21 protein-coding genes are annotated in these 21,417 nt (G+C 74.5%); 10 read left to right on the top strand and 11 right to left on the bottom strand.

Going from position 1 to position 21,417, the window contains the following annotated elements; translation table 11 throughout:
* Positions 1-72: 72 nt before the first annotated feature.
* Complete coding sequence (locus ACWD4P_RS13150) at positions 73-1,524, bottom strand: amidase (protein ID WP_449779647.1); 1,452 nt, start codon at positions 1,522-1,524, stop codon at positions 73-75.
* 290 nt (positions 1,525-1,814) lie between these two features.
* Here ACWD4P_RS13150 and ACWD4P_RS13155 point away from each other — a divergent pair, with 290 nt between their 5' ends.
* Together ACWD4P_RS13155 and ACWD4P_RS13160 are read left to right on the top strand one after the other, a co-directional pair.
* Positions 1,815-2,783, top strand: coding sequence for a response regulator transcription factor (locus ACWD4P_RS13155; RefSeq protein WP_449779648.1), 969 nt, complete (start codon positions 1,815-1,817; stop codon positions 2,781-2,783).
* 202 nt (positions 2,784-2,985) lie between these two features.
* Complete coding sequence (locus ACWD4P_RS13160; protein ID WP_449779649.1) at positions 2,986-3,390, top strand: RidA family protein; 405 nt, start codon at positions 2,986-2,988, stop codon at positions 3,388-3,390.
* On the opposite strand, the gene ACWD4P_RS13165 is transcribed toward ACWD4P_RS13160, so the two are convergent.
* Entirely contained in the window at positions 3,311-4,567 is a 1,257-nt protein-coding gene (locus ACWD4P_RS13165; RefSeq protein ID WP_359828199.1) for an aromatic ring-hydroxylating oxygenase subunit alpha, read from the bottom strand. The genes ACWD4P_RS13160 and ACWD4P_RS13165 overlap by 80 nt on opposite strands.
* A gap of 162 nt (positions 4,568-4,729) precedes the next feature.
* Between ACWD4P_RS13165 and ACWD4P_RS13170 the strand changes: the two genes are divergently transcribed.
* From ACWD4P_RS13170 to ACWD4P_RS13195, 6 genes are read left to right on the top strand one after another with little or no spacing between them, the layout of a single operon-like run.
* Positions 4,730-5,452: a class I SAM-dependent methyltransferase gene (locus ACWD4P_RS13170; RefSeq protein WP_449779650.1), complete on the top strand. Its 723-nt coding sequence runs from the start codon at positions 4,730-4,732 to the stop codon at positions 5,450-5,452.
* Between the two features lie 52 nt (positions 5,453-5,504).
* Positions 5,505-6,653, top strand: coding sequence for a nucleotide disphospho-sugar-binding domain-containing protein (locus tag ACWD4P_RS13175; RefSeq protein ID WP_449779651.1), 1,149 nt, complete (start codon positions 5,505-5,507; stop codon positions 6,651-6,653).
* Between the two features lie 53 nt (positions 6,654-6,706).
* On the top strand, positions 6,707-7,516 hold the full coding sequence (locus tag ACWD4P_RS13180; protein WP_449779652.1) for a phytanoyl-CoA dioxygenase family protein: 810 nt from the start codon (positions 6,707-6,709) through the stop codon (positions 7,514-7,516).
* On the top strand, positions 7,513-8,532 hold the full coding sequence (locus tag ACWD4P_RS13185) for a hypothetical protein (protein WP_449779653.1): 1,020 nt from the start codon (positions 7,513-7,515) through the stop codon (positions 8,530-8,532). The genes ACWD4P_RS13180 and ACWD4P_RS13185 overlap by 4 nt, the downstream gene beginning before the upstream one ends.
* Entirely contained in the window at positions 8,529-9,818 is a 1,290-nt protein-coding gene (locus ACWD4P_RS13190) for an activator-dependent family glycosyltransferase (RefSeq protein ID WP_359831621.1), read from the top strand. The genes ACWD4P_RS13185 and ACWD4P_RS13190 overlap by 4 nt, the downstream gene beginning before the upstream one ends.
* A complete protein-coding gene (locus ACWD4P_RS13195; RefSeq protein ID WP_449779654.1) occupies positions 9,815-10,783 on the top strand; it encodes an SRPBCC family protein in 969 nt (322 codons plus the stop codon). Before ACWD4P_RS13190 ends, ACWD4P_RS13195 begins: the two co-directional genes overlap by 4 nt.
* A gap of 12 nt (positions 10,784-10,795) precedes the next feature.
* Here ACWD4P_RS13195 and ACWD4P_RS13200 read toward each other — a convergent pair whose 3' ends face one another.
* Positions 10,796-11,143: a muconolactone Delta-isomerase family protein gene (locus ACWD4P_RS13200; protein ID WP_449779655.1), complete on the bottom strand. Its 348-nt coding sequence runs from the start codon at positions 11,141-11,143 to the stop codon at positions 10,796-10,798.
* 142 nt (positions 11,144-11,285) lie between these two features.
* Between ACWD4P_RS13200 and rfbD the strand changes: the two genes are divergently transcribed.
* Complete coding sequence (gene rfbD, locus ACWD4P_RS13205; RefSeq protein WP_449779656.1) at positions 11,286-12,215, top strand: dTDP-4-dehydrorhamnose reductase; 930 nt, start codon at positions 11,286-11,288, stop codon at positions 12,213-12,215.
* A gap of 29 nt (positions 12,216-12,244) precedes the next feature.
* On the opposite strand, the gene ACWD4P_RS13210 is transcribed toward rfbD, so the two are convergent.
* From ACWD4P_RS13210 to ACWD4P_RS13240, 7 genes are all read right to left on the bottom strand, one after another.
* On the bottom strand, positions 12,245-13,555 hold the full coding sequence (locus ACWD4P_RS13210; RefSeq protein ID WP_449779657.1) for an activator-dependent family glycosyltransferase: 1,311 nt from the start codon (positions 13,553-13,555) through the stop codon (positions 12,245-12,247).
* Positions 13,556-13,637: 82 nt separating this feature from the next.
* Complete coding sequence (locus ACWD4P_RS13215) at positions 13,638-14,075, bottom strand: MarR family winged helix-turn-helix transcriptional regulator (RefSeq protein WP_359819700.1); 438 nt, start codon at positions 14,073-14,075, stop codon at positions 13,638-13,640.
* Positions 14,076-14,128: 53 nt separating this feature from the next.
* Positions 14,129-15,445: an activator-dependent family glycosyltransferase gene (locus tag ACWD4P_RS13220; protein WP_449779658.1), complete on the bottom strand. Its 1,317-nt coding sequence runs from the start codon at positions 15,443-15,445 to the stop codon at positions 14,129-14,131.
* 65 nt (positions 15,446-15,510) lie between these two features.
* Positions 15,511-16,311: an SDR family NAD(P)-dependent oxidoreductase gene (locus ACWD4P_RS13225; protein ID WP_449779659.1), complete on the bottom strand. Its 801-nt coding sequence runs from the start codon at positions 16,309-16,311 to the stop codon at positions 15,511-15,513.
* A 117-nt stretch (positions 16,312-16,428) separates the two neighbouring features.
* A complete protein-coding gene (locus ACWD4P_RS13230) occupies positions 16,429-17,652 on the bottom strand; it encodes a nucleotide disphospho-sugar-binding domain-containing protein (RefSeq protein ID WP_449779660.1) in 1,224 nt (407 codons plus the stop codon).
* Between the two features lie 16 nt (positions 17,653-17,668).
* Positions 17,669-18,853 (bottom strand): class I SAM-dependent methyltransferase, encoded by a 1,185-nt coding sequence (locus ACWD4P_RS13235; protein WP_359819711.1) that lies wholly within the window; start codon positions 18,851-18,853, stop codon positions 17,669-17,671.
* A gap of 97 nt (positions 18,854-18,950) precedes the next feature.
* Complete coding sequence (locus tag ACWD4P_RS13240) at positions 18,951-19,769, bottom strand: NAD(P)H-binding protein (RefSeq protein WP_449779661.1); 819 nt, start codon at positions 19,767-19,769, stop codon at positions 18,951-18,953.
* A 155-nt stretch (positions 19,770-19,924) separates the two neighbouring features.
* Between ACWD4P_RS13240 and ACWD4P_RS13245 the strand changes: the two genes are divergently transcribed.
* Complete coding sequence (locus ACWD4P_RS13245; protein WP_217680453.1) at positions 19,925-20,710, top strand: SDR family NAD(P)-dependent oxidoreductase; 786 nt, start codon at positions 19,925-19,927, stop codon at positions 20,708-20,710.
* Between the two features lie 11 nt (positions 20,711-20,721).
* Here the strand turns inward: ACWD4P_RS13245 and ACWD4P_RS13250 are convergent, their stop codons facing one another.
* Positions 20,722-21,393, bottom strand: coding sequence for a DsbA family protein (locus tag ACWD4P_RS13250; RefSeq protein WP_449779662.1), 672 nt, complete (start codon positions 21,391-21,393; stop codon positions 20,722-20,724).
* Positions 21,394-21,417 lie beyond the last annotated feature (24 nt).

Consider the following 21,417-nt stretch of genomic DNA (forward strand, 5'->3'; position numbering starts at 1 on the left):
CAGGGGTGTGGGCCGACGGCCCTGTTCCGCCGCCGCGGTTCCGGCGGAACGGGCCCGTGCGGGGGGTGAGGCCTACGCGTCCTGGGACATGAGCGTGGCGGCGTGGACGGCAGGGCGCCGGTCCGCCCACGGCATCGCGCTTTCCAGCAGGGCGGAGACCCGCAGCAGCAGCGCCTCCGAGCCGAAGGGACCGGCGAGCTGGACGCCGATGGGCAGGCCCTGCGAGGACTGGGCGAGCGGCAGGCTGACGGCGGGGGTGCCGGTCTGGTTGAACAGCGGGGTGAAGGAACAGACCTCGAAGATCCGTCGGGCCCACTCCAGCGCGCCGAGGTCGGCGTTGCCGTCGAGGTGGCCGAGCAGCGGTGCCGGGGTGTTCATGGTGGGCGTCAGCAGGAGGTCGTACCCGGTGAAGAACCGTCCGAGCTCGCGCGAGACGGCGTTCATCGAGGCGAGGGCGTCGTTGAGTTCGAGCGCGCTGAGCCTGCGGCCGTACTCGACGCAGGCCAGCGTGGTGAGTTCGAGGTTCTCCGGCCCCGCCGTCATGCCGGTCATGGCCTCGATCCCGGCGACGCCCTCGGCGAGGAAGGCCGACCACAGGGCGATGTTCGAGGTCAGCAGCCGCCCCCAGTCGACGACGGGGGTCGCGCGGTCGACGTGGTGTCCCGCGGCTTCGAGGGTCCTGGCGGTGGCCTCGACGGCCCGGGCGACCTCCGGGTCCACGTGGCTGCCCGCCCAGGACTCGGTGTGCACGGCGATCCGCAGCCGGCCCGTGTCGGCACCCACCTCCTGGAGGAACGGGCGCGCGGGCGGCGCGATGACGACCGGATCGCCGGGGTAGCTCACGGCCACCTCGTCGAGCAGCGCGGCGGTGTCCCGGACGGTACGGCTCACCGCGAGCTCGACGCCCATCCCGTAGAGCGCGTCACCGTGGTCCGGACCGGAGGGTACGCGGCCCCGGCTGGGCTTCAGCCCGACCAGTCCGTTGCAGGCGGCGGGCACCCGGATCGAGCCGCCGCCGTCGTTGGCGTGCGCGACCGGGAGCGCCCCCGCGGCGACGAGCGCCGCCGAGCCGCCGCTGGACCCGCCGGCGCTGTGGGCGGTGTTCCAGGGGTTGCGGGTCGGGCCGTAGGCGAGCGCCTCGGAGTTGCCGTTGAAGCCCAGCTCCGGGGTGGTCGTCACGGCGAGTGTGGCCAGGCCGGCGGCGCGGAAGCGTTCCATCAGGTGGGTGTCGGCGGCCGGCACGTAGCCGTCCTTGCCCAGCAGCCGCGTCCCCATCCGGGTCGGCACGCCGGCGGCGTGGAGGACGAGGTCCTTGATCGCGAACGGCACGCCGGCGAACCGGCCGTCGGCGGCGTGGTCGAGCGGGCGGTCGAACGGGCCCTCGGCGACCGCGTTCAGTTCCTTGTCGACGGTGGTGATGGCCTCGGTGGCCAGCGCGGCCACGTCGTCGGCGGTGACCTCACCGGACGCGATGACCGCAGCGAGGGCGGTGGCGTCGAGGGCGGCGTATTCGTCGATGTTCATCAGGATCTCCATCTGCCGTGACGAGGAGGAGGCCCGTCGGCCGACTCGGTGTGCAGAAGCTACGAGCCTGTGAGGTCCCGCACCTCGGCCGAAAGGCCGTTCCCCTCACGCCCCGGCTGTGCGTCCGGCGGGGGAGAAGGGGTGGTGAGTGCTCCACCGTGGAGCACGATCGCTCGCACCGGGAGCCGGATCCTCCCGCGACCTCGTTCCGCAGAAGGGCTCCTGGTCTTGACACCGCCGGGCGGCCGTCCCCATGATTCGTCCATTCGTCCCATATGGGAGGTTCTCGAATGGCCGCCGACATGCAGTGGTGGGTCCGGCTCGCCGAGGACGTCCGCGCGGCCGGCCGGGGCGAGCTTCCGCCCGAGGCGCCCCTGCGTGCCATGCGCGACGGGCTCGGCTTCGACTGCGCCGCGCTGATCGCCTCCGGTGCCGGCCCGCACGCGGCCGTCGTCAACCTCGACTACCCGGCGGACACCCTCGCCTACGTGACCACGACATACGGGCGCACCTGCCCGGTCCACCAGCTCGCCCTGCGCCGGGGTGCCCCCGTGCGCTTCATGGACGTGCCGTTCGACGTCCGGGAGACCCGGACGTACCGGGACGCGATCCTGCCCAACGGCTTCCGCGAGGGGCTGACGCTGCCCCTGGCTCCGCCCACCGCCCGCGCACCCGCCCCGGGATACGTCGTGATGAGCTCCAGCCGTCCCGTACCGCTCGACGACGGGTCGTGCCTGGCGCTGACGATGCTGTCGTACGACCTCGCGGGACTCGTCGACCCCGGGGCGGACGGCGACGGCGACCAGGCCGACCTGGTCCTGTGGATCACCGGGGAGACGGTCGAGGTCAGGGCCGGAGACCTCGCCCGGGCGCCGCTCAACCGCGCGGAGCTGCGCCTCGCCGTCCGGGCCGCCGCCCTCGGCGCGGGGGGCCGCGTCGGCTTCCACCACCGGTCCGCCGACGGCACCTGGTGGCACGTCCGCGCGGTGCGCCGGCCGGACGCCGTCCTCGTCCGGATCGGCCGGGCCCCCGCGCTCGGCGGGCTCACCGGCCGCGAACTCGACGTCGTCGGACTGGTCTCCCGGGGGTGGTCCAACGAGCGGATCTCGCTGGCCCTCGGCATCGCGGTCCGCACCGTGCGCAGCCACGTCGAGTCACTGCTGATCAAGCTCGACCGCCCCAACCGCACGGCGCTCGCCCGCACCGCGTTCGAACGCGAACTCGACACCCTGGACGCGTTGGGCGCCGCGCATCGTTGATCCGGCCGCCGAGTCGCTCGCCCTTCCGCCGGAGATCGAGGCCGGCCCCGTCAGCCCGTCCGGCCTCACCCAATTTTGTGCGCGCAAACGAAACGTCGACGGCGCTGCCGGACGAGCGTTGTTCACGCGAACCCATAACTTTCTTCGCGTAAGGGGCCTGTCTGCACCGGGCGGCCCGCAAACTGCATCAAGGGAGTGAGCCATGAGTACTCAGGTGAAGGCATTCGGGTTCGGCATGCCCTGGGAATCGTTGTACGGATACAGTCAGGCCACTCAGGTCGGTGACACGGTCTATGTGTCGGGGCAGCTGTCTCATGACCAGCACGGCACTTTCGTGGGTGCCGACGACTTCGAACTGCAGGTCCGTACCACGCTGGAGAACCTGGACCTGGTACTGAGGCAGTTCGGGGCCGAGCGTGGCCAGGTAGTGGAGACCACGGTTCTGGTGAGGAACCTGCGCGAGAACTTCGACACGGCGGCACGCCTCCACGCCGAGTACTTCGGGGAGCACCGGCCCACCAGCACGATCATGGGCGTATCCGACTTGGCGCTGCCGGACCAACTCGTCGAGATCGGCGCGCTCGTTCGTCTCGACGTGAAGCCGTAGGTGAGGGGTCCGACGGGGCCGCGCTCTCCGGGGGCGGGCCGAGCTCGCCGGGCCAGTCGGCGTCGTCGCGCAGCAGGGCGCGGGCCAGGCTGCGATAGAAGAGCAGGACACCGGGCTCCTTGGGGGAGAGGTGGCCGCGCTCGGCGAAGCGCGAGGCGGCGCCTCGTTGGACCGCCTCCAGGCCGTGTCGGTCCTCGCCGTTGATCCGGGCGGCGTACGCCTCCGCTTCCTTCCGCACGGCCTCGCGGTCCTGGCCGTCGAGCAGGGCGGGGGGCATCAGCACCCCGCCCCGCACCAGGGTGCGGTCGATGGACGTCGGAAGGAGGCTGAGCCAGATCACCATGTCGCCGGAGGCGGCCAGGCTGCCCGACGGGAAGACGAAGAAGCCGTACAGGTGCGCGCGTTCCTCCTCGGTGAGGTCGAGGACCACCGGCTCCAGCGGCTCCGCGTAGCGCACCCGCATGCTGTCGGCCCACGGCGAGTCCGCGCGGACCGTCGTCCGCGCGCCCCCGGGCGTGGTCGGTTGCAGGGTCTCCGGGTGGAAGCCCATGACGTGGTAGTTCTCGTGCGCGTTCTCGACGGCGATCTTCCAGTTGCAGTGCCATTCCTCCGTCCAGCCGGCCACCTGGGTCAGCTCCGGCAGCCGGTAGTTGACCAGGTCCTCGCCGATCCGCCGCAGATGGGGCCCCAGCGGCTCGGCCGAGGCGTCCAGGTTGACGAAGACGAACCCCTGCCACTCCTCCACCGCGAAGGCGGGCAGCCGACACGTGGACGGGTCGAAGGCCGGATTGCGCTTCATGTGGGTGGCACCGACCAGGCGGCCGTCCAGAGCGTAGCGCCACAGGTGATAGGGGCACGTGAAGACGTCGGTCCGCCCCGCGCCCTCCTCGACCACCGGCATCAGCCGGTGCCGGCACACCGGCGAGAGCCCGTACAGCGAGCCGTCCTCGCCGCGCACCACGACGACCGGCTCGCCCGCCACCGACAGGGACACGTAGGACCCGGTCTCCGTCAGCTCGTCCACGTGCGCGACCAGCACCCAGGAGCGACCGAACACCAGCTGCCGCTCCACCTCCCACAACTCGGGCGACGTGAACGCCGCCGGCGGCAGGCTCAGATCCTCGGCGTCCGGCCCCAGATACCGCTCCAGCTCCGCCGTGATCTCCCCGATGTCCACGTCGGTCCTCCCTTCGGTCCGGCTTCGTCCGGTTCCGGCCGAGGGTGGCCGCGCGCACTCGTGAACCGGTCGGATCGCGATGGACCCGGCCCCGCCGCCGCCGCGCACCGCCTCCATCCGCCCTGGGCGATTTCTCCAGCGCGGCTTCCGACGATCCCGTTCATGTACGGGGCTGACCTCACCGAGATCCACGACCTCATCCACGAGAGCCGCGGCAAGGACTACGCGGCCGAGGCGCACGACCTCACCCGGCGGGTGCGCGCGTTGCGGCCGGACGCCGACTCCCTGCTCGACGTGGCCTGCGGCACCGGGGCGCACCTGCGCCACTTCGCCGGCCTCTTCGACCGGGTCGCCGGGCTCGAACTGTCCGAACCGATGGTCCGTGCCGCGCGCCGGGCGCTGCCCGACGTTCCCGTCCACACCGGAGACCTGCGCGACTTCCGGCTCGACAGCCGCTTCGACGTGATCACCTGCCTGTTCGGGTCGCTCGGCTACGCCACCGACCCGGCCGAACTCCACGCCGCCCTGGCCGCCTTCGCCCGGCACCTGACGTCCGGGGGAGTGGTGGCCGTCGATCCCTGGTGGTTCCCCGAGACCTACCTCGACGGATACGTCTCCGGGGATGTCGCCACCGTGGCGGGGCGCACCATCGCCAGGGTCTCGCACTCCGTACGGGCGGGCGACGCCTGCCGGATGGAGGTGCACTACGTGGTGGCCGACGCCCGCTCCGGCGTCCGGCACTTCACCGAGACCCACCGCATCTCGCTGTTCCCCCGCGCCACCTACGAGGCCGCGTTCCGCGCGGCCGGCCTCGACGTCACGTACGTCCCCGGTCCGCACGCCGGCCGCGGTCTCTTCCTCGGGACCGCCTCGGTGGTCCCGTGACACCCGCGCCGCGCCCGACGACGACCGACCCGACACCCAACCTGGGAGCAGCATGCGCGTCCTGTTCGTGACCTCCCCGGGCCTCGGCCACCTCTTCCCGACCATCCCCCTCGCCCAGGCCTTCCGTGCCGCGGGCCACCGGGTCCGCTACGCCACCGGAGGGCTCGGCCTCGCCGCGGCCGAGGCCGGGTTCGACGTCGTGGACGTCACCCCGGACCTGGACTACCTGCCGGTCTACCTGCCCCAGGAGAGCGGGGACGGCGTTCCCACGGACCACCCCATGTTCGCGGAGGACCCCGACGACGCCGAACTCGCCATGCTCTTCGCCCGGGTCTCCGGGGTCATGGTCGACGGTGTCCTCGCGGCGGCCCGCGACTGGTCACCCGACCTGATGGTCGCGCCACCCCTGCAGGCGGCCGGCCGGCTCGTCGCCGCCGCGCTGGGCGTGCCGCTGGTCGAGCCCCGGCTCGGTTCGTACGACAGCGGCGCCAGTCTGCGCACCCTGCTCCGCGCCGGGACGGCACCGCACTGGGAGCGTCACGGCGTCACCGGTGAACCCACGGCCACGGTCGCGCTCACCACCCTCCCCCCGAGCCTCACCGCGCTCCTCCCCGAAGACCGCCGCACCCCCGGGGCCGGGCTGCTGCGCCACGTGCCCTACAACGGCGGGTCCGTGCTGCCCGGCTGGTTGAGGGAACGCCCGCAGGCGCCCCGGATCGCCGTCACCCTCGGCACCATCGAGGCCCAGTGGGGCGGCATCGCCATCCTGGAGCCGCTCCTGAAGGCCGCCCGGGGCGTGGACGCCGAGTTCGTGGTCACGCTCGGGGGCGGCGACCCGGCGCTCCTGAGCGATGTCCCGCCCAACGTCAGGCTGGTCGAGTGGGCCCCGCTCGACCAGCTCCTGGACACCTGTGCCGCGATCGTCCACCACGGGGGCAGCGGGACCCTGCTGACGGCGGCCGCCGCCGGGATCCCGCAGTGCGTGATCCCCCGCGGTTCGTACCAGCAGACCGGCGCCGACCTGCTGCCGGCCCGGGGCATCGGGCTCGTGGCCGAGGCCACCACCCTCGGCGCGGCCGAGTGCCGGGCCCTGCTCCGGGACGACCGCCTGCGCGAGAACGCCCGGCAGGTTCGGGCCGAACTGCTCGCCATGCCCACCCCCGCCGAGACGGTGGCCCGGCTCGCCGAGTCGCTCGGCTGAACGCCCGGCCCGCCCTCCCTGCCCCCGCCCACCCGATCCAGGAAGCCGAACAGATGCAGACAACCACCGATCTGACGAAGGCCGGGCGGCCCACCGAGGAGGCCCTGCGCCGCTACCGGGAGCAGGGCTTCGTCCACTTCACGTCCGTGCTCCCCGCCGACGAGGTGGCCGTGTTCCGGGCCGCCGCCGACCGACTCCTCACCGAGGAGGGCCCGCAGACCTGGGGCGCCTCCGAGGAGCAGGCCCAGGTCCACTACGTGGAGGCGGCCTGGCGCAAGCACCCGGACCTGCGCCGACTCGCCCTGCACCCCGCGGTCACCGGGCTCGCCGAGTCCCTGGCCGGCGGGCCGCTGCGCCTCTACGGCACCGACGTGCTGAAGAAGGAGCCCCGGGTCCACCTGCCCACCGTGGTCCACGACGACGAGCCGGGCCTGCCGCTCGCGGGCCTCAGCCGGACGCTGACCGCCTGGATCCCGCTGCTGGACGTGCCCGCTGACCGTGGCTGCCTGGTCTACGTGCCCGGCTCGCACCGGCGCCCGGCGGAGCACCGCCAGGTCCACCTGGCCGGGTTCCAGGACTACCGGCCGATGGAGGAGATCTGGCCCGAGTTCCCGTTCAGCCCCCGGGTGGCCGTTCCGATGCGCGCCGGCGACGTGGTCTTCCACGACTTCCGCACCGTGCACATGGCCGCCGCCAACACCGACGGCGAGCGCCGGCTCGCCTTCGCCGCCGTCTACATGGACTCCGACGCCACCTACCGTCCCGGGGTGCAGGACCACCCGGTGGCCCACCTGGAGCCGGGCGCTCCGGTCGACGGCGAGCTCTTCCCGCTGATCGCAGTCGGTCCCGGGGGCGCCTCGTGACCGCGGCGCCGGCCCGGCTCGGGGAGCGGCTCCAGCACGAGCACGGACTGCTCTGGCTGCACCGGATGAAGGGCGACCCGTACGCGGCGCTGCTCTGCGACGTGGACGAGGACCCGGGGCCGCTGCGCGAGCGCGTCCGCGCCGTCGGACCGCTGTGGCGCTCCGCCACCGGCCCGTGGGTGACGGGGGATCCGGCCATGGGCGCCGCGCTGCTCGCCGACCCCCGCCTCGCGCCCGCGCCGGTCCTGCCCGACGGCGGCCGCGACGGCGGCGACGGCTCGCCCCCGGCTGGGCCGGTGCCCCCGCCCGAGGCCGTCCGGGTTCGCGTACCGGACGCCCTGGGGCCCGAGTTCGACCTGGTCACCGAGGTGGCCGAACCGCTGGTGGCGGCGGCCCTGGCCGAGGCGTGCGGGATCCCCGCGAACGAGCACGAGCGGTTCGCGCGGGCCGTCACGGCCTGCGGCACCGCCCTGGACGCGACGGTGTGCCCCCAGCGGCTGGACACCACGCGGCGCCTGGACACGGCCGCCGACGCGCTCCGCTCCCTGCTGGCCGCGGTCCCCGGCGCCCCGGTACCGGCGACGGTGGTGGCCGCCGCCCGCACCGGCGCCGACCTGATCGTCCGGACCCTGCTCCGGGCCCGGTTCCCGCTGCCGCTCGCCGCGGTCGGCCCGACGGTCTCGGACGCGCTGCGGGAACGGCCGCCGGTGTGGATCGCCCCGCTGGTGGCCCGCTCCGAGGTGCCGCTCGCCGGAGAACGGATCGCCGCCGGCGAGCGGGTGGCGGTGCTGATCGGCCACGGACACGGCCAGGACCACGGCCAGGACCACGGTCAGGATCTCGCCCCGTTCCGCCGGGCTCTGGCCGAGGGCGCCCTCGCCGCCTTCGCGGCCCGGTACGCCGGTCTGCGCCCCGCCGGCCCCGCGGTGCGCCGCCCCCGGGCGCCGCTGACCCGGGGACCGGCCCGGGTGCCGGTCCGGGCCACCGCGGCCGCGACGGGCGGAGGCGGCCGATGAGGGTCCTGTTCGCCTCGCTGGAAGGCAGCCACTTCCAGCTGCTCGCCCCGCTGGCGTGGGCGCTGCGCACCGCCGGGCACGAGGTCCGCGCCGCCTGCGTCCCCGAGGTGGTGGAGACCGTCACCCGGACCGGGATCACGGCCGTCCCGCTCGACTGCCCGCCGTGGTACGAGGGCCTCGGGCCGTTCCACCAGGAGGCCATCGCCCACTTCGGCACCGCCGACCAGCAGCGGGAGCCGGACCGCCAGGACACCTGGGCGGATCAGCTCGGCTACGAGAGCGTCATCGTCCCCGCCCTGAACTCCCGCCTGAACTCCGACCGGCTGATCGACGAGCTGGTGGCCTTCGCCCGGCACTGGCGGCCGGACCTGGTCATCTGGGAGACGCTGTGCCTGGCCGGCCCGGTCGCCGCGCTCACGGTGGGGGCCGCCCACGCCCGTGTGGTGTCCGGCCCCGAGCTGGCCATGCAACTGGGCACCCGTCGGGAGTTCCTGCGACTGGCGGCCGAGCAGCCGCCCGAACACCGCGAGGACCCGACGGCGGAATGGCTGGACTGGACCCTGGAGCGCCTGGGCGCGCCGGCCCGCTTCGACGAGTCGGTGCTCACCGGCCAGTGGACCGTCGACACCCGCCCGGCCGGTCTGCGCGAGGACCTGGGCGTGCCCACCGTCCCCGCGCGCTACGTCCCGTACAACGGCCGCTCCGTGGTGCCCCGTTGGCTGCGCGAGGCGCCGGCGCGGCCCCGGGTCTGCCTCACCCTCGGGGTGAGCATCGACGGCGGCTACGGCCTGTGGGACCTCGACGCGGTGCTCGCCGGCATGCTGGACGCCCTGGCCGACCTGGACGTCGAGGTGGTCGCCGCGCTCTCCGAACGGCAGCGCGCCCACCTGCCGAGGCTCCCGGGCACCGTGCGGGTGGTCGACCACGTGCCGATGCACGACCTGCTGCCGACCTGCGCGGCCGTCGTGCACCACGCCGGCTACCAGACCAAGGCGACCGCAGAGTTCCACGGCGTGCCCCAGGTCCTCCTCACCGGCTGGGAGTGGGTCACCGAGGCCATGGGCGAGGAGTACGAGAAACAGGGCAACCTCCTTGCCCTGCCGCTGCGTTCGTTCACCCGCGACCGCTTCCGGGAGACGGTCGCGCGGGTGCTCGACGAGCCGTCGTTCGCCGAACACGCACGACGGCTGCGGCGGGAGATCCAGGAGATGCCGACACCGAACGAGGCCGTCACCGTCATCGAACGGCTCACGGCCCGTCACCGGAAGGGAGGAGGAGCAGCATGACGCTCACGGAGCTCGTGGCGGAGCTGGGGCGCTACCTGGACGAGGACGCCCCCCGGCTGAGCCTGTCCCCGGCGGCCTTCACGTCGCCGGAGCTGTGGGCGGCCGAACGTGAACGGGTCTTCGGACGGTCCTGGCTGCTGGCCGGTCATGTCGGCGACCTGGCCGAGGCGGGCGCGTCGGTGACCCTCGCGCCCGCCGGCCGGCCCGTCACCGTGACCAGGGAGGAGGACGGGGCCCTGCGAGCCAGGTCCGCCACGGGCGCGCGCCGCCCGCCCACGTCGGTGGAGGAGTGGCAGGGCTTCGTCTTCGTCAACGCCGACCCGGATGCCGAGCCCCTGGCACCCCACCTGGGCCGGATCGGCGAGGAACTCGCCGCCTACCGGCTGACGGAGATGACGCCGGTCACCGGCTTCACCGAAGTGTGGCGGTGCAACTGGAAGATCGCGGTGCAGAACGCCCACGAGAACTACCACGCGATGGGGCTCCACCCGACGACCGTCGCGCTGATCACCCCGCCCGGCGGAGCGATGGAGGTGCGCGCCGAGTCCCGCTGGGTCACCCGGCTGCTCAGCCCGTTCCGGGAACCGCTGGCGTCCACGGCGCTGCCGCTCAGCGCCGATCAACGGGCCACCATGTACAACTGCGCGGTGTTCCCCTCCGCGAGCCTCGCGGCGTTCGGGGACTCGGTGGTCTGGATCAGCATGATCCCGCTCGCCATCGACCGGATCGAGGTCCGGGGCGGGGTGCTGACGCATCCGGCCGCGCTCGACGGCCAGGACCTGGACGCGCTCCGCGAGGAGAACGCGCGCAGCGCCGCGGTGGTGAACCGGGAGGACCGGCTGGGCATGGAGGCCGTCCAGCGGGTGGCCGGCTCCCGGTTCGCCGAGCGCGGCCACCTGTCCCCGAAGGAACCCGGGGTCCTGGCCTTCTACCGCTCCCTCGCCCGCGCGCTGCCGGCCGGTTGACGCCCTGGGGCGTCAGCCGGCCGGCCGCTCGGCGGCCGCGGACTCGAAGGTGGTGGACCCGAAGGTGGTGGACTCGAAGGCCCTGGGGTCGAAGCCGCCGACCTCCGCCAGCGGGATCACCTCGAAGCGCAGGTGGGGGCTGAGCGGGTTCCCGTACAGCAGGGTGTTGAGCTCCTCGTGCGAGTCGACCCGGTAGATCAGCAGTCCGCCCGAGGCACCGACCCGGATCCAGTTGTGCTGGATGACACCCTTGTCCACCAACTCCTTGATGTACGCGAAGCCTTCGGGGAGCCGCCGACGGAAGTCGTCGGCGGAAATGCCGGTGGGGGACTGGGTCGCCAGGACCGCGAACAACGCCATCGTTCCTCCAGGACGGGGATCTCGACGTCCGAGTCTGGGCGGCCCCGGTCACCGATCGGTCGACGACCGCTGGAGCGGACGGTTCGGGGGAGACCACGGCACGTCGCCGGATGCTCGACCGGGCGCGGGCAGGCTCGGCCGGGTGAACTCCTCGCTCCCCGCCGACCGCCGGCCCGAGACGCCCTTTCCGCCCCCGCCGCGATGGCTCGTCACCGGGGCCGGCGGGCTGCTCGGGCGCGAGGTGACGGCGGCGCTGGCCGCCGAGGGCGTGACCGCGGTCGCCCTGGACCGGCGGGCCCTGGACGTCACCGACCCCGACGCGCTCGTCGGGGCCTTCGCCCGGCACCGCCCCGACCTGGTGGTGAACTGCGCGGCCTACACGGCGGTGGAGGCCGCCGAGGCGGACGAGGCGCGGGCGCTGCGGGTCAACGGGGACGGGCCGCGGCAGCTGGCCGCACTGTGCGCCCGGCACGGCACCCGGCTGCTGCACCTGTCCACCGACTACGTCTTCCCCGGCGACGCCGACTCCCCGTACCCGGAGGGGCATCCGACCGCCCCGCGCAACGCCTACGGGCGCAGCAAGGCCGCGGGCGAGCGGGCCGTCCTCGCGCTGCTGCCGGACCTCGGCGCGGTGGTCCGCACCGCCTGGCTGCACGGCGCGCACGGCCGCAGCTTCGTCGGGGTGATGGCCGAACGGGCCCGGGCCGGCCGGACCGTCGACGTGGTGGCGGACCTGGTGGGGCAGCCGACCTGGGCGGCGGACGTCGCGCGGCTGCTGCTCGCGCTCGGCCGGACCCCGGGCGCGCGGGGCGTCTTCCACGCCACCAACGCCGGCCGGGCCAGCTGGTACGAGCTGGCCCGCGAGGTGTTCCGGCTGGTCGGTGCCGATCCCGGCCTGGTGCGGCCGGTGCCCGCGGCGGCCGTCGCCGGCCCCGCCCCCCGGCCGCGGTACACCGTTCTCGGCCACGACCGCTGGCACGAGGTGGGCATCCCGGCCCCCCGGCCCTGGCGGGAGGCGCTGGCCGAGGCGCTGTCGGCGGCGCCCCGGGAGGAAGCGGACCGGCCCCGCTGACGGCGGGGCCGGGTGCCGATCCGGCCGGCTCAGCCGGTCCAGGCGGCCCGCCGGTGCCGGTGGGTCAGCCCTTCGAGGACCGGGACCAGATCGGCGGGCGAGGGCATGGCCCCGATCTCGTCCCGGAGCCGCGCCGCCCCGCGCGCGAACGACGGGTCGTCGAGCACCCGGGTCACCAGCCCGTGCAGCTCCGCCGGGGTCAGCGGGCCGGTGCCGGACCAGCGCACTCCCGCCCCCGACCGCTCGATCAGCTCCGCCCGGGGGCGCAGGTCCCACAGGTCGTTGGGGACGACGACCTGCGGGACGCCGTGCACCAGCGCGTTCTGCGCGGTGCCGAAGCCGCCCTGGTGCACGATCGCGGAGCAGGACGGCAGCAGCGCGTCCAGTGGGACGAAGTCCACCGCCCGCACGTTGGCCGGCAACGGGCCGGCCTCGGCCAGCTGCGCCGTGTCCAGGGTCGCCACCACCTCCGCGTCCAGCTCGGCCAGTGCCTCCAGCAGCACCTGCACGGAGGTTCGTTCGCCGCCCATCACCTCGCGGAAGGAGATCCCGAGGGTCAGGCATACCCGGGGCCGGCGCGGTGGTTCGAGCAGCCACGGCGGCAGCACCGCCCGCCCGTTGTACGGGACGTGCCGCATCGGCACCCAGGGCAGGTCGGTGGGCGTGCGCAGCGCGGCCGGCGCGGGGTCGAGGGTCCACTGACCGGTCACCAGGTCCTCGCTGAACCCGCCGCCGTACCGGGCCGCCGTCCAGTCCAGCCACTCGGCGAGCGGGTCCTCGCGCAGCTCCCCGGGCCGGGCGGTCAGTGACTCCCGGTGCCGATGCCGCATCGTGCCCACCAGGTCCAGGCCGTAGAGCAGGCGCGCGTGCGCGGCGCCGGCGGCCCGGGCGGCGACGGCCCCGCCCATCAGCAGGGTGTCCCAGACGACGAGGTCGGGGCGCCAGCGCCGGGCCAGCGTGACCAGGTCGTCGACGGTCTCCTCGGCCGAGAAGTTCTGGAAGATGGCGGAGGTCATCACGGTGAACAGGCCGTCGAGGAAGTCGGGCGTCAGGTGCTCGGGCCGGTCCTCGGTCATCCGCATGAGCTCCTGGGCGTCGGGCGGGTCCGTCAGGCGCTCGGCCGCCCGCTCCTGCCGGCGCCGCAGCTCCGCCACGGACTCCTCCTGGGCGAGCGGCGGTCCCACCGCGGTCGCGGGCAGGCCGGCCGCGACGACGGTGTCCAGCAGGTCGGGCTGGCTGGCCACGCGCACCTCGTGGCCGGCGGCGCGCAGAGCCCACGCCAAGGGCACCTGGACGTGGAAGTGGGCCTTGGCGGCCACGGTCACAAAGAGCACTCGCATGGGGGTGAGCGTAGGAAGGCGGCCTCGACCCCACCTCGACGCGTTCTCGACCCCGTTCCCGGCCCCGTCCCCCCGGGGGGCGTCACCGGGCGGGCAGCCACGCCTCGTCGTCGGTGGCGTGCGCCAGCACCCGCTGGAGGAGCTCGCGCAGGGTCTCGATCTCGTCCGGGTCGAGGTCGCCGAGCAGGTCCGCCTCCACTCGTGCGAGCGGGCCGTCGATCCGGGTCAGCATGTAGCGGGCCGTGTCGGTGAGTTCCAGCCGGCGCGAGCGGTCGTCGGCTCCGGGCCGGCGGCGCACGTGGTCGGCCTCGACCAGTTCGCCGACGAGCCGGTGCACCGACTGCCGGGCGATGCCGAGCTGACGGGCCAGGTCCGCCATGGTCAGCCCGGGTTCGTGGGACAGCTGGATGAGCAGGCCGTACTGGCGGACCGTCAGATCGTAGTCGTGCAGACGCTCGTCCACCCGGCGCGTCGCCACCGTGCTGGCCACGGCCAGGAGGTAGGGGATGTGGGTCCTCAAGGGCGGTTCACCTCAACCGGGAGAGCCGTGATCGTTTCCTCTCCGACGGTACGTCATGTCCCGCTGCGGTGACGACAGGGGCGGTGCTCGGCGACCAGGCGCTCCAGGACCGGCACCAGCCCCCGGGGGGCCGGCGTGCGGAGCAGCTCGGCCCGCACCCGGGCCGCGGCGCGCGCGAACGAGGGGTCCTCCAGGACCCTGGTCACCATCGCGCGCAGCCGGCCGGGGGTCAGCTTCTCCGGCGGGCAGGTCAGGGCCAGGCCGGCGGCCCGAGCCCGTTCGGCCCGCGGGGTGTTGCACCACATCCGGGCCGGCACCACGACCTGCGGCACCCCGTGGGCCAGCGCGGTGAGGAAGGTGCCGGCACCTCCGTGGTGGATGACCGCGGAGCAGCTCGGCAGCAGCTCGTTCAGCGGGACGAAGTCCACCGCGCGCACGTTCGGCGGCAGCGGCCCGATCGAGGCCAGCTGCTCGGAGTCGAGTGTGGCCACCACCTCCACGTCCAGGTCGGCGACGGCCGCGAGGAGGTCGCCGACCGACGCCTGGTCCCCGCCGACCACCTCGCGGAACGAGACGCCCAGGGTGAGGCAGATCCGGCGCCGGCGGGGCGGCTCGTCCAGCCAACCGGGCACCGCCGCCGGGCCGTTGTACGGCACGTAGCGGACCGGGACGCGGGGCGTGCGGAGCGGCAGGGCCAGGGAGGTGGGCACCGGGTCGATCGTCCACTGCCCGACCACCAGTTCTTCGTCGAAGCCGCGGCCCGGACCGGTCATCCCGTACCGCTCCAGGACCTGCCCCAGCCACTCCTCCAGCGGATCGTCCCGCAGCTCGGCCGGCCGCCGGCCGAGCACGGCCAGATAGCGCTCGCGGAGCAGGCCGACCAGGTCGAGGCCGAACATCAGCCGGGCGTGGGCGGCGCCGCAGACGCGGGCGGCGACCGGTCCCGCGAAGGTCATGGTGTCCCAGACCACCAGGTCCGGCCGCCAGTCCCGGGCGAACGCGACCAGGTCGTCGATCATCCGGTCCGGCACCGTGTTGCGGTGCACCAGCGGTGTCCAGGCGGCGAAGACACCGTGCAGGTGGTCGGCGGACAGCCGGGCCGGGCGGATCTCGCCCGGATCGAGGATCCGCAGCCAGGCGTCGTCGCGCAGTTCCGCCGGCAGTCCCGTCTCGTCGGGGTTCATCTTGGCCGCGACGTGCAGCGGATCGCCGACCGGCACCGCGGTGAGGCCGGCCCGCGCGACGGACTCCGCCGCGTCGGGCTGGGTGGCGACGCGCACCTCGTGCCCGGCGGCGCGCAGCGCCCACGCGAGCGGCACCTGGGCGGCCACGTGGGTGGCGGCGGCGAACGGCTGGAACAGGACCCGCATCCGGGCGTTCCCCTCTCGGACGGGCCGGCGCGGTGGTCGGCGGTTCGGCGGTGGTCGGCCCGGATCTAGGTGAGCGAGAGGCCGCCGTCCACCGGCAGCACCAGGCCGTTGGCGTACCCGGCCTCGGGCCGGGTGAGCTGGACGATCCACCAGGCGATCTCCTCGGGGCGGGCGACCCGGCCGCTCGGTGTCCGGTCGGCGGTCTGCTCCAGGAAGGCCGCGTACCGCGGATCGGCGCCCGGGCCGCCCGGCGCCGGCTCGGGGGCGGTGTCGGTCACCCCGGGCGCGAGGCCGACCACCCGGATGCCGTGCGGTGCCAGTTCGACGGCCCAGGACCGGGTGAGGAAGTCCAGGCCGGCCTTGGTGGCCCCGTACAGGCTGTTCTCCGGCCAGGAGCGCAGGCCGAGCGCGCCGGCCGAGCCGATGTTCACCACCGTGCCGGAGCGTGCGGCCAGCGGCGCGAGCGCGGCCCGGGTGAGCAGCACCGGCGCCAGCAGGTTGGTGTCGAGCTGGCGCCGTGCCTCGGCCCGGTCCAGGGCGTCGAGTGGGCGGTACCCCAGCGCGGCGGCGTTGTTGACGAGGACGTCGATGCCGCCGAGCTCGCGCACAGCGGCGTCGACGATCCGCTCCGGGGCGTCCGGGTCGGTGAGGTCGGCGGCCAGGGTGTGGACGCCCGGGTGCCCGTCGGCGGCCTCGGCCAGGGTGGCCGCGGTGCGGCCGACGACGAGCACCCGGTCCCCGTGCGCGGTGAAGGCGCGGGCGGTGGCCCGGCCGATGCCGGTGCCGCCGCCGGTGACGACGATCCCGCGCGGGGCACCGGCCCCGGACCGGCCCGGGTGGTCGGTGTTCTCGGTTCGTGTGGTCATGCCGGACAGGATCGGGAGCGGGCCTCGCATCCGCCTCGACCCTCGCGCAGCGGCGGGGCGTGTCCGACGATTCCGGTCGGACTCGCGAATCGTCGGAAACGCCCCGGGACCCTGCGGTCAGCCGTCGGCCGCGAGCCCCGCCAGGTCGGCGGCGAGCTCGGCCGGGGTCGGGGCCGCCGCCACCTCATCGCGCAGCCGCCCGGCCGCGGCCCGGTAGGAGGTGTCGTCGAGCAGTCGCTCGATGCCCGACCTGATCGTCGCCTCGTCGGCGAGTTCCCCGGAGACGTGCAGCGCGGCCCCGGTGCCGGCCACCCGCTCGCCGGAGATCCGCTGCTCGGCGGCGAAGCTCGCGATGAACTGCGGCACCCCCGCCCATATGGCCGTCAGCGAGCTGCCGCCGCCCCCGTGGTGCACGACCGCCGAGGCGCCCGGCAGCAGGGTGGCCAGGGGTAGGCGCTCGGCCACCCGGACCGGGGGCGGCACCGGCCCGAGCTCGGCCAGGTCCCGGGCGGTGGCGGTGACCAGCACCTCCGCGTCCAGGCCGTCGAGGGCGGCGACGATCCGGGGGAGCAGGCAGGAGTCCGGCCCCGAGACGGTGGACAGCGCGGTGGACCAGGTGACGACGACCCGGGGCCGCTCCGGGCGCCGCGCGGTCCACGCGGGCGCGGACGCGGCGCCGTTGTACGGGACGAAGCGGACCGGCAGCCGTTCGGCCTCGACCGGCACCTTCAGCGACGCCGGGTTCGGGTCCACCACCCGCTCGATCATCGACACGTCGAACGCGCCCAGGCCGTACCGGGGAAACGAACCGCTGTGGTCGGTGGGGACGATCCGCATGTGCTCGGGGTCGTGCGGGCTCGCGGGCCCCCACAGGCACAGCGCCGACGGCACGTCGAGCAGCTTCGCCACCAGTAGCCCCTCCAGGCTCCCGGGGTCGTGCAGGACCAGCTGCGGCCGCCAGTCCCGGGCGTGGGCCACGGCCGCGTCGAAGCCGCGGGCGGCCTCCTCGGCGAGCCCCGGAGCGGTCCGGCTCTCGAAGTGCGCGAGGTCGAACGCGTCGAGCCGGTCCAGCCGGTCACCCGTCACCGGGTGGGGCGGAAGCCACGGGTACGGCCAGATCCCGGCCACCGCCTCCGCGTGGTACTGCAGCCGCAGCCGCAGGACCTCCGGCATCCCCGAGAGGACCGGCACGGGCAGCAGCCCGCACCGGGCGACCGGATCGGTCTGGGACGGGTCGCACAGCACCCGCACCTCGTGGCCGGCCGCCTGGAACGCCCACCCGAGCGGCACCAGCGCCGCGTACTGGGTGGGCCAGGACGACACGGTGAACAGCACCCGCACGGTCGGTCCCCCCGTCTCACTTCGCGCCGAGCGCGGTCCACACGTCGGCGTCCATCCACCGGGGCAGGGTGTCCTCCCCGTTGGTGCCCTTCTCGACGAAGACGATGTTGTGGTACGCGTGCACCCCGACCACGCTGCTCTGGGTGGGGGTGGGGTTCGTGACGGTGGGGTCCCGGTGCTCCCGGTGGTGCAGGTCGTCGATCAGCTCCTTGACCAGCCCGAGCGAGGTGTCCGGGCCGGCGACGCCGCCGGGGCTGCCGCCGAAGTCGGAGTAGTAGGCGGTCTGCAGGTCCTCGACGACGTACAGGCCGCCGGGCCGCACGTGCGGGAAGAGGGCCCGGAACGAGGTGCGCACGTGCTCGTTCAGGTGGCTGCCGTCGTCGATGACGATGTCGAACGGGCCGTGCTCCCGGGCCAGTTCGGTCAGGAAGTCGGGGTCGTTCTGGTCGCCGACCAGCGCCGTGAGCCGGGGCTCGGAGAGCGAGGTCTTGTCGTACAGGTCGAGCCCGAAGACGGTGCCGCGGGGGAAGTAGCGCTTCCACATCTTCAGCGAGCCGCCGCCGAGGTCGTCCTCGAACCCGCCGATCCCGATCTCCAGCACCCGTACGGGCCGGTCCCGGTAGCGGGCGAAGTGGTGCTCGTAGTGCGCGGTGTACCAGTGGAAGCTGGCCCACTTGTCGGAGCCGTACCGGATGGACAGCTCCCCGAGCTCCGGGGCGCGCCCGGTGCAGCCGGCCATCAGGGTGGCGGTGGCCTGGGCCGCCGCGCGCAGCACGATGTCCATCTCGCCGAGGAGTTCGCGCAGTCGACCGGGGTCCTCGGGGGTGGGCATGAAGGTGTTGTGGAAGTCCCCGGTGCGCGGGGAGTCCACTGGCCCGAAGAGCCGGCGGAGCAGCCCCGCGGCGGTGAAGGTGATCCGCGAGCGGACCTCGGCGGACTCCTCGGCGACCAGGCGGACCGGCTCGTCGCGCACCACGCGCAGCGCGGCCGAGTGCCGCTCCCCGCCGTGGGTGAGGTCGAGCGCCACGTCGACGGGGGCGGTGTTGGCCGGCTCCGGGCAGCGGAACCGCACCTCGTCGACGAGCACCCGGGCCACCTCGGACAGGCCGACGTCCTTCAGTAGGGCGTCGATCTCGTCGTCGGAGCCGGCTCCGGCTCGGATCAGGCGTCGGATCAGGGCGTTCTCTGCGGCATCCACCATGGCGGCGTCCCATCGGTCCACGAAGCGGTCCCGACCACCGTCGAGGGAACGCCTGGAGAGTGGCTCGACCGCCGCTGAACGCCGCCGGGCCCCGGACTCAGAAGTCCGCGCGGTGGTCGGCCACCCACTGCGCGAACGTGCGGGCGGGCCGGCCGGTGACCCGCTCGCAGGTCGGCCCCACCGGGACGTCCACCGGGTCCTGGAGCAGCCAGTCCACGGCCTCGGCCGGCATGCCCTGGCCGAGCCACAGTTCACGGGCCGCGGGCACGGTCAGCTCCTCGAATCCGATGTGCCGGCCGAGGACCTCGCCGAGCACCCGCACCTGCTCGTGCTTGGACAGCGACTCCGGGCCCGCGAAGGCGTACGCCCGTCCGGCGTGCCCCTCCTCCAGCAGGGCGGCCAGCGCCACGTCGGCGATGTCGGCTTCGTGCACCGGGGCGCTGCGGGCCGCCCCGAACGGGGCGCGGACGGTGTCCTCGGCCCGGATGGTGGGGGCCCACCAGGACAGCAGGTTGGTCATGAACTCGCCCGGCCGGACGTGCGTCCACTCCAGTCCGGAGGCCTCCACGGCCCGCTCCACCACGCTGTGGTGGTCGCCGCTGTAGTCCCCGGCGGCGTACTCGGCCGCGATCGAGGAGAGCACGACGATCCGCCGCACCCCGGCCTTGGCGGCCCGGGCGGTGAACTCCTCCGCGGTACCGGGGAGCGGGAACAGGAAGGCCCGGTCGACCCCGGCGAGGGCCGCGTCCAGGCTCGACGGATCCGCGAGGTCGCCGCGGACCACCTCCACTCCCTCGGGCAGCGTGGCGCGCTCCGGCGTGCGGGTCATCGCGCGCACCGGCACGTCCGCCGCCAGCAGGCCCGCCACCACGTGCCGGCCCACGTTGCCGGTGGCTCCGGTCACCAGAACGGTCATGGTTTCGTCTCCTTCTGCTTCTTCTCGGGTACTGCGCTTCGTCGTGTTCAGGGGGCTTCGGGCGCGGCTTCCGCCGCGACTTGAGCGCCCGTCGAGCGGCCGTTGCCATCGTCGGGGCGCCTACGTACGTTCCACGTCACGATCCGGGAGGAACCATGAGCGGCACGGATGGACGGGTGGCCGTCGTCACCGGTGCGACCAGCGGGATCGGCCTCGCCGTGGCCCGAGCGCTGGGCGCCGGGGGGCTGCGGGTCTTCCTCTGCGCCCGGGACGGTGCGGCGGTTGCCGACACCGTGACGCTCCTGCGGGAGGAAGGGGTCGACGCCGACGGGCGGAGCTGCGACGTGCGTTCCACCGAGGAGGTGGACGCCTTCGTGCGCGCCGCCGTCGACCGGTTCGGCCCGATCGACGTCCTGGTCAACAATGCGGGCCGCAACGGGGGTGGGGCCACCGCCCAGTTGACGGACGAGCTGTGGCTGGACGTCGTCGACACCAACCTCACCAGCGTGTTCCGGGTGACGAGGGCCGCCCTGACCAGCGGCGGCATGCTGGACCGCGGTCGGGGCCGGATCGTCAACATCGCCTCCACCGGCGGAAAGCAGGGCGTGGTGCTGGGCGCGCCGTACTCGGCCTCGAAGCACGCCGTGGTCGGTTTCACCAAGGCGCTGGGCCTGGAACTGGCGAAGACCGGCATCACCGTCAACGCGGTCTGCCCCGGCTACGTGGAGACGCCGATGGCCGAGCGGGTCCGGGCGGGCTACGCCGAGGTGTGGGGCACCACGCCCGAGGCGGTGCTCGAACGGTTCGAGGCGAAGATCCCGCTGGGCCGGTACACCACGCCCGAGGAGGTCGCGGGGCTGGTCGGCTACCTGATCACGGACACGGCGGCGCCGATCACCGCCCAGGCCCTCAACGTGTGCGGCGGGCTCGGCAACTACTGAGCGCGGCCCGGTCACGGCAGCTCGTCCCCGCCCCCGTCCCCGGCGCCGACGTCCGGGTCCGGGGGCGCGGGCGTTCCCTTGAGCTCGTGGAAGCCGGGGGTGCCGGCCAGCAGTAGGGCGGCGTCCCACAGCCGGCCCGCCTCCTCTCCGCGGGGCACGCGGGAGAGGACCGGCCCGAAGAAGGCCACCGGAGGACGGCCGGGCCGTGCCGGGTCGGTGACGGCCACCACCGGTGTGCCGGTGCGCGGGCCCAGCAGGCCGAGGGCTTCGGCGTGCGAGGCGCGCAGCGCCGCGTCGTGCGCGGTGGAGGTGCCGGCCGCCGCCAGGGCGGCCGGCAGACCGGCGGCGGCCAGCGCCGTGGCCGGGTCGGTGATCCAGCGCCGGCCGCTGCCGGCCCACAGAGCGCGGTGGAAGCGGACCAGGGCGTCCTGGCCGTGGGCCTGCCGGACGGCGGTGGCGATCCGCACCGGCACCAGGAGGTAGCCCTCGGGGTCCCCTTCCGGGTCGTCGTCGCGGCCCTCGTTGAGGAGCGCCAGGCTCATCAGGTGCCAGCGCGGAGCCAGCGGGCGGACCAGTGCCGCCTCCCGTAGCCAGCGGGAGGTCAGCCAGGTGTAGGGGCAGGCGGGGTCGAACCAGACGTCCACGGTGCGGGCGCCGGGGCCCGGCGCGCTGCGGTCGGTCACGGTGGCTCCCTCGGAGGATGTGAT

It is taken from the genome of Kitasatospora sp. NPDC002543 (genome assembly GCF_053594915.1).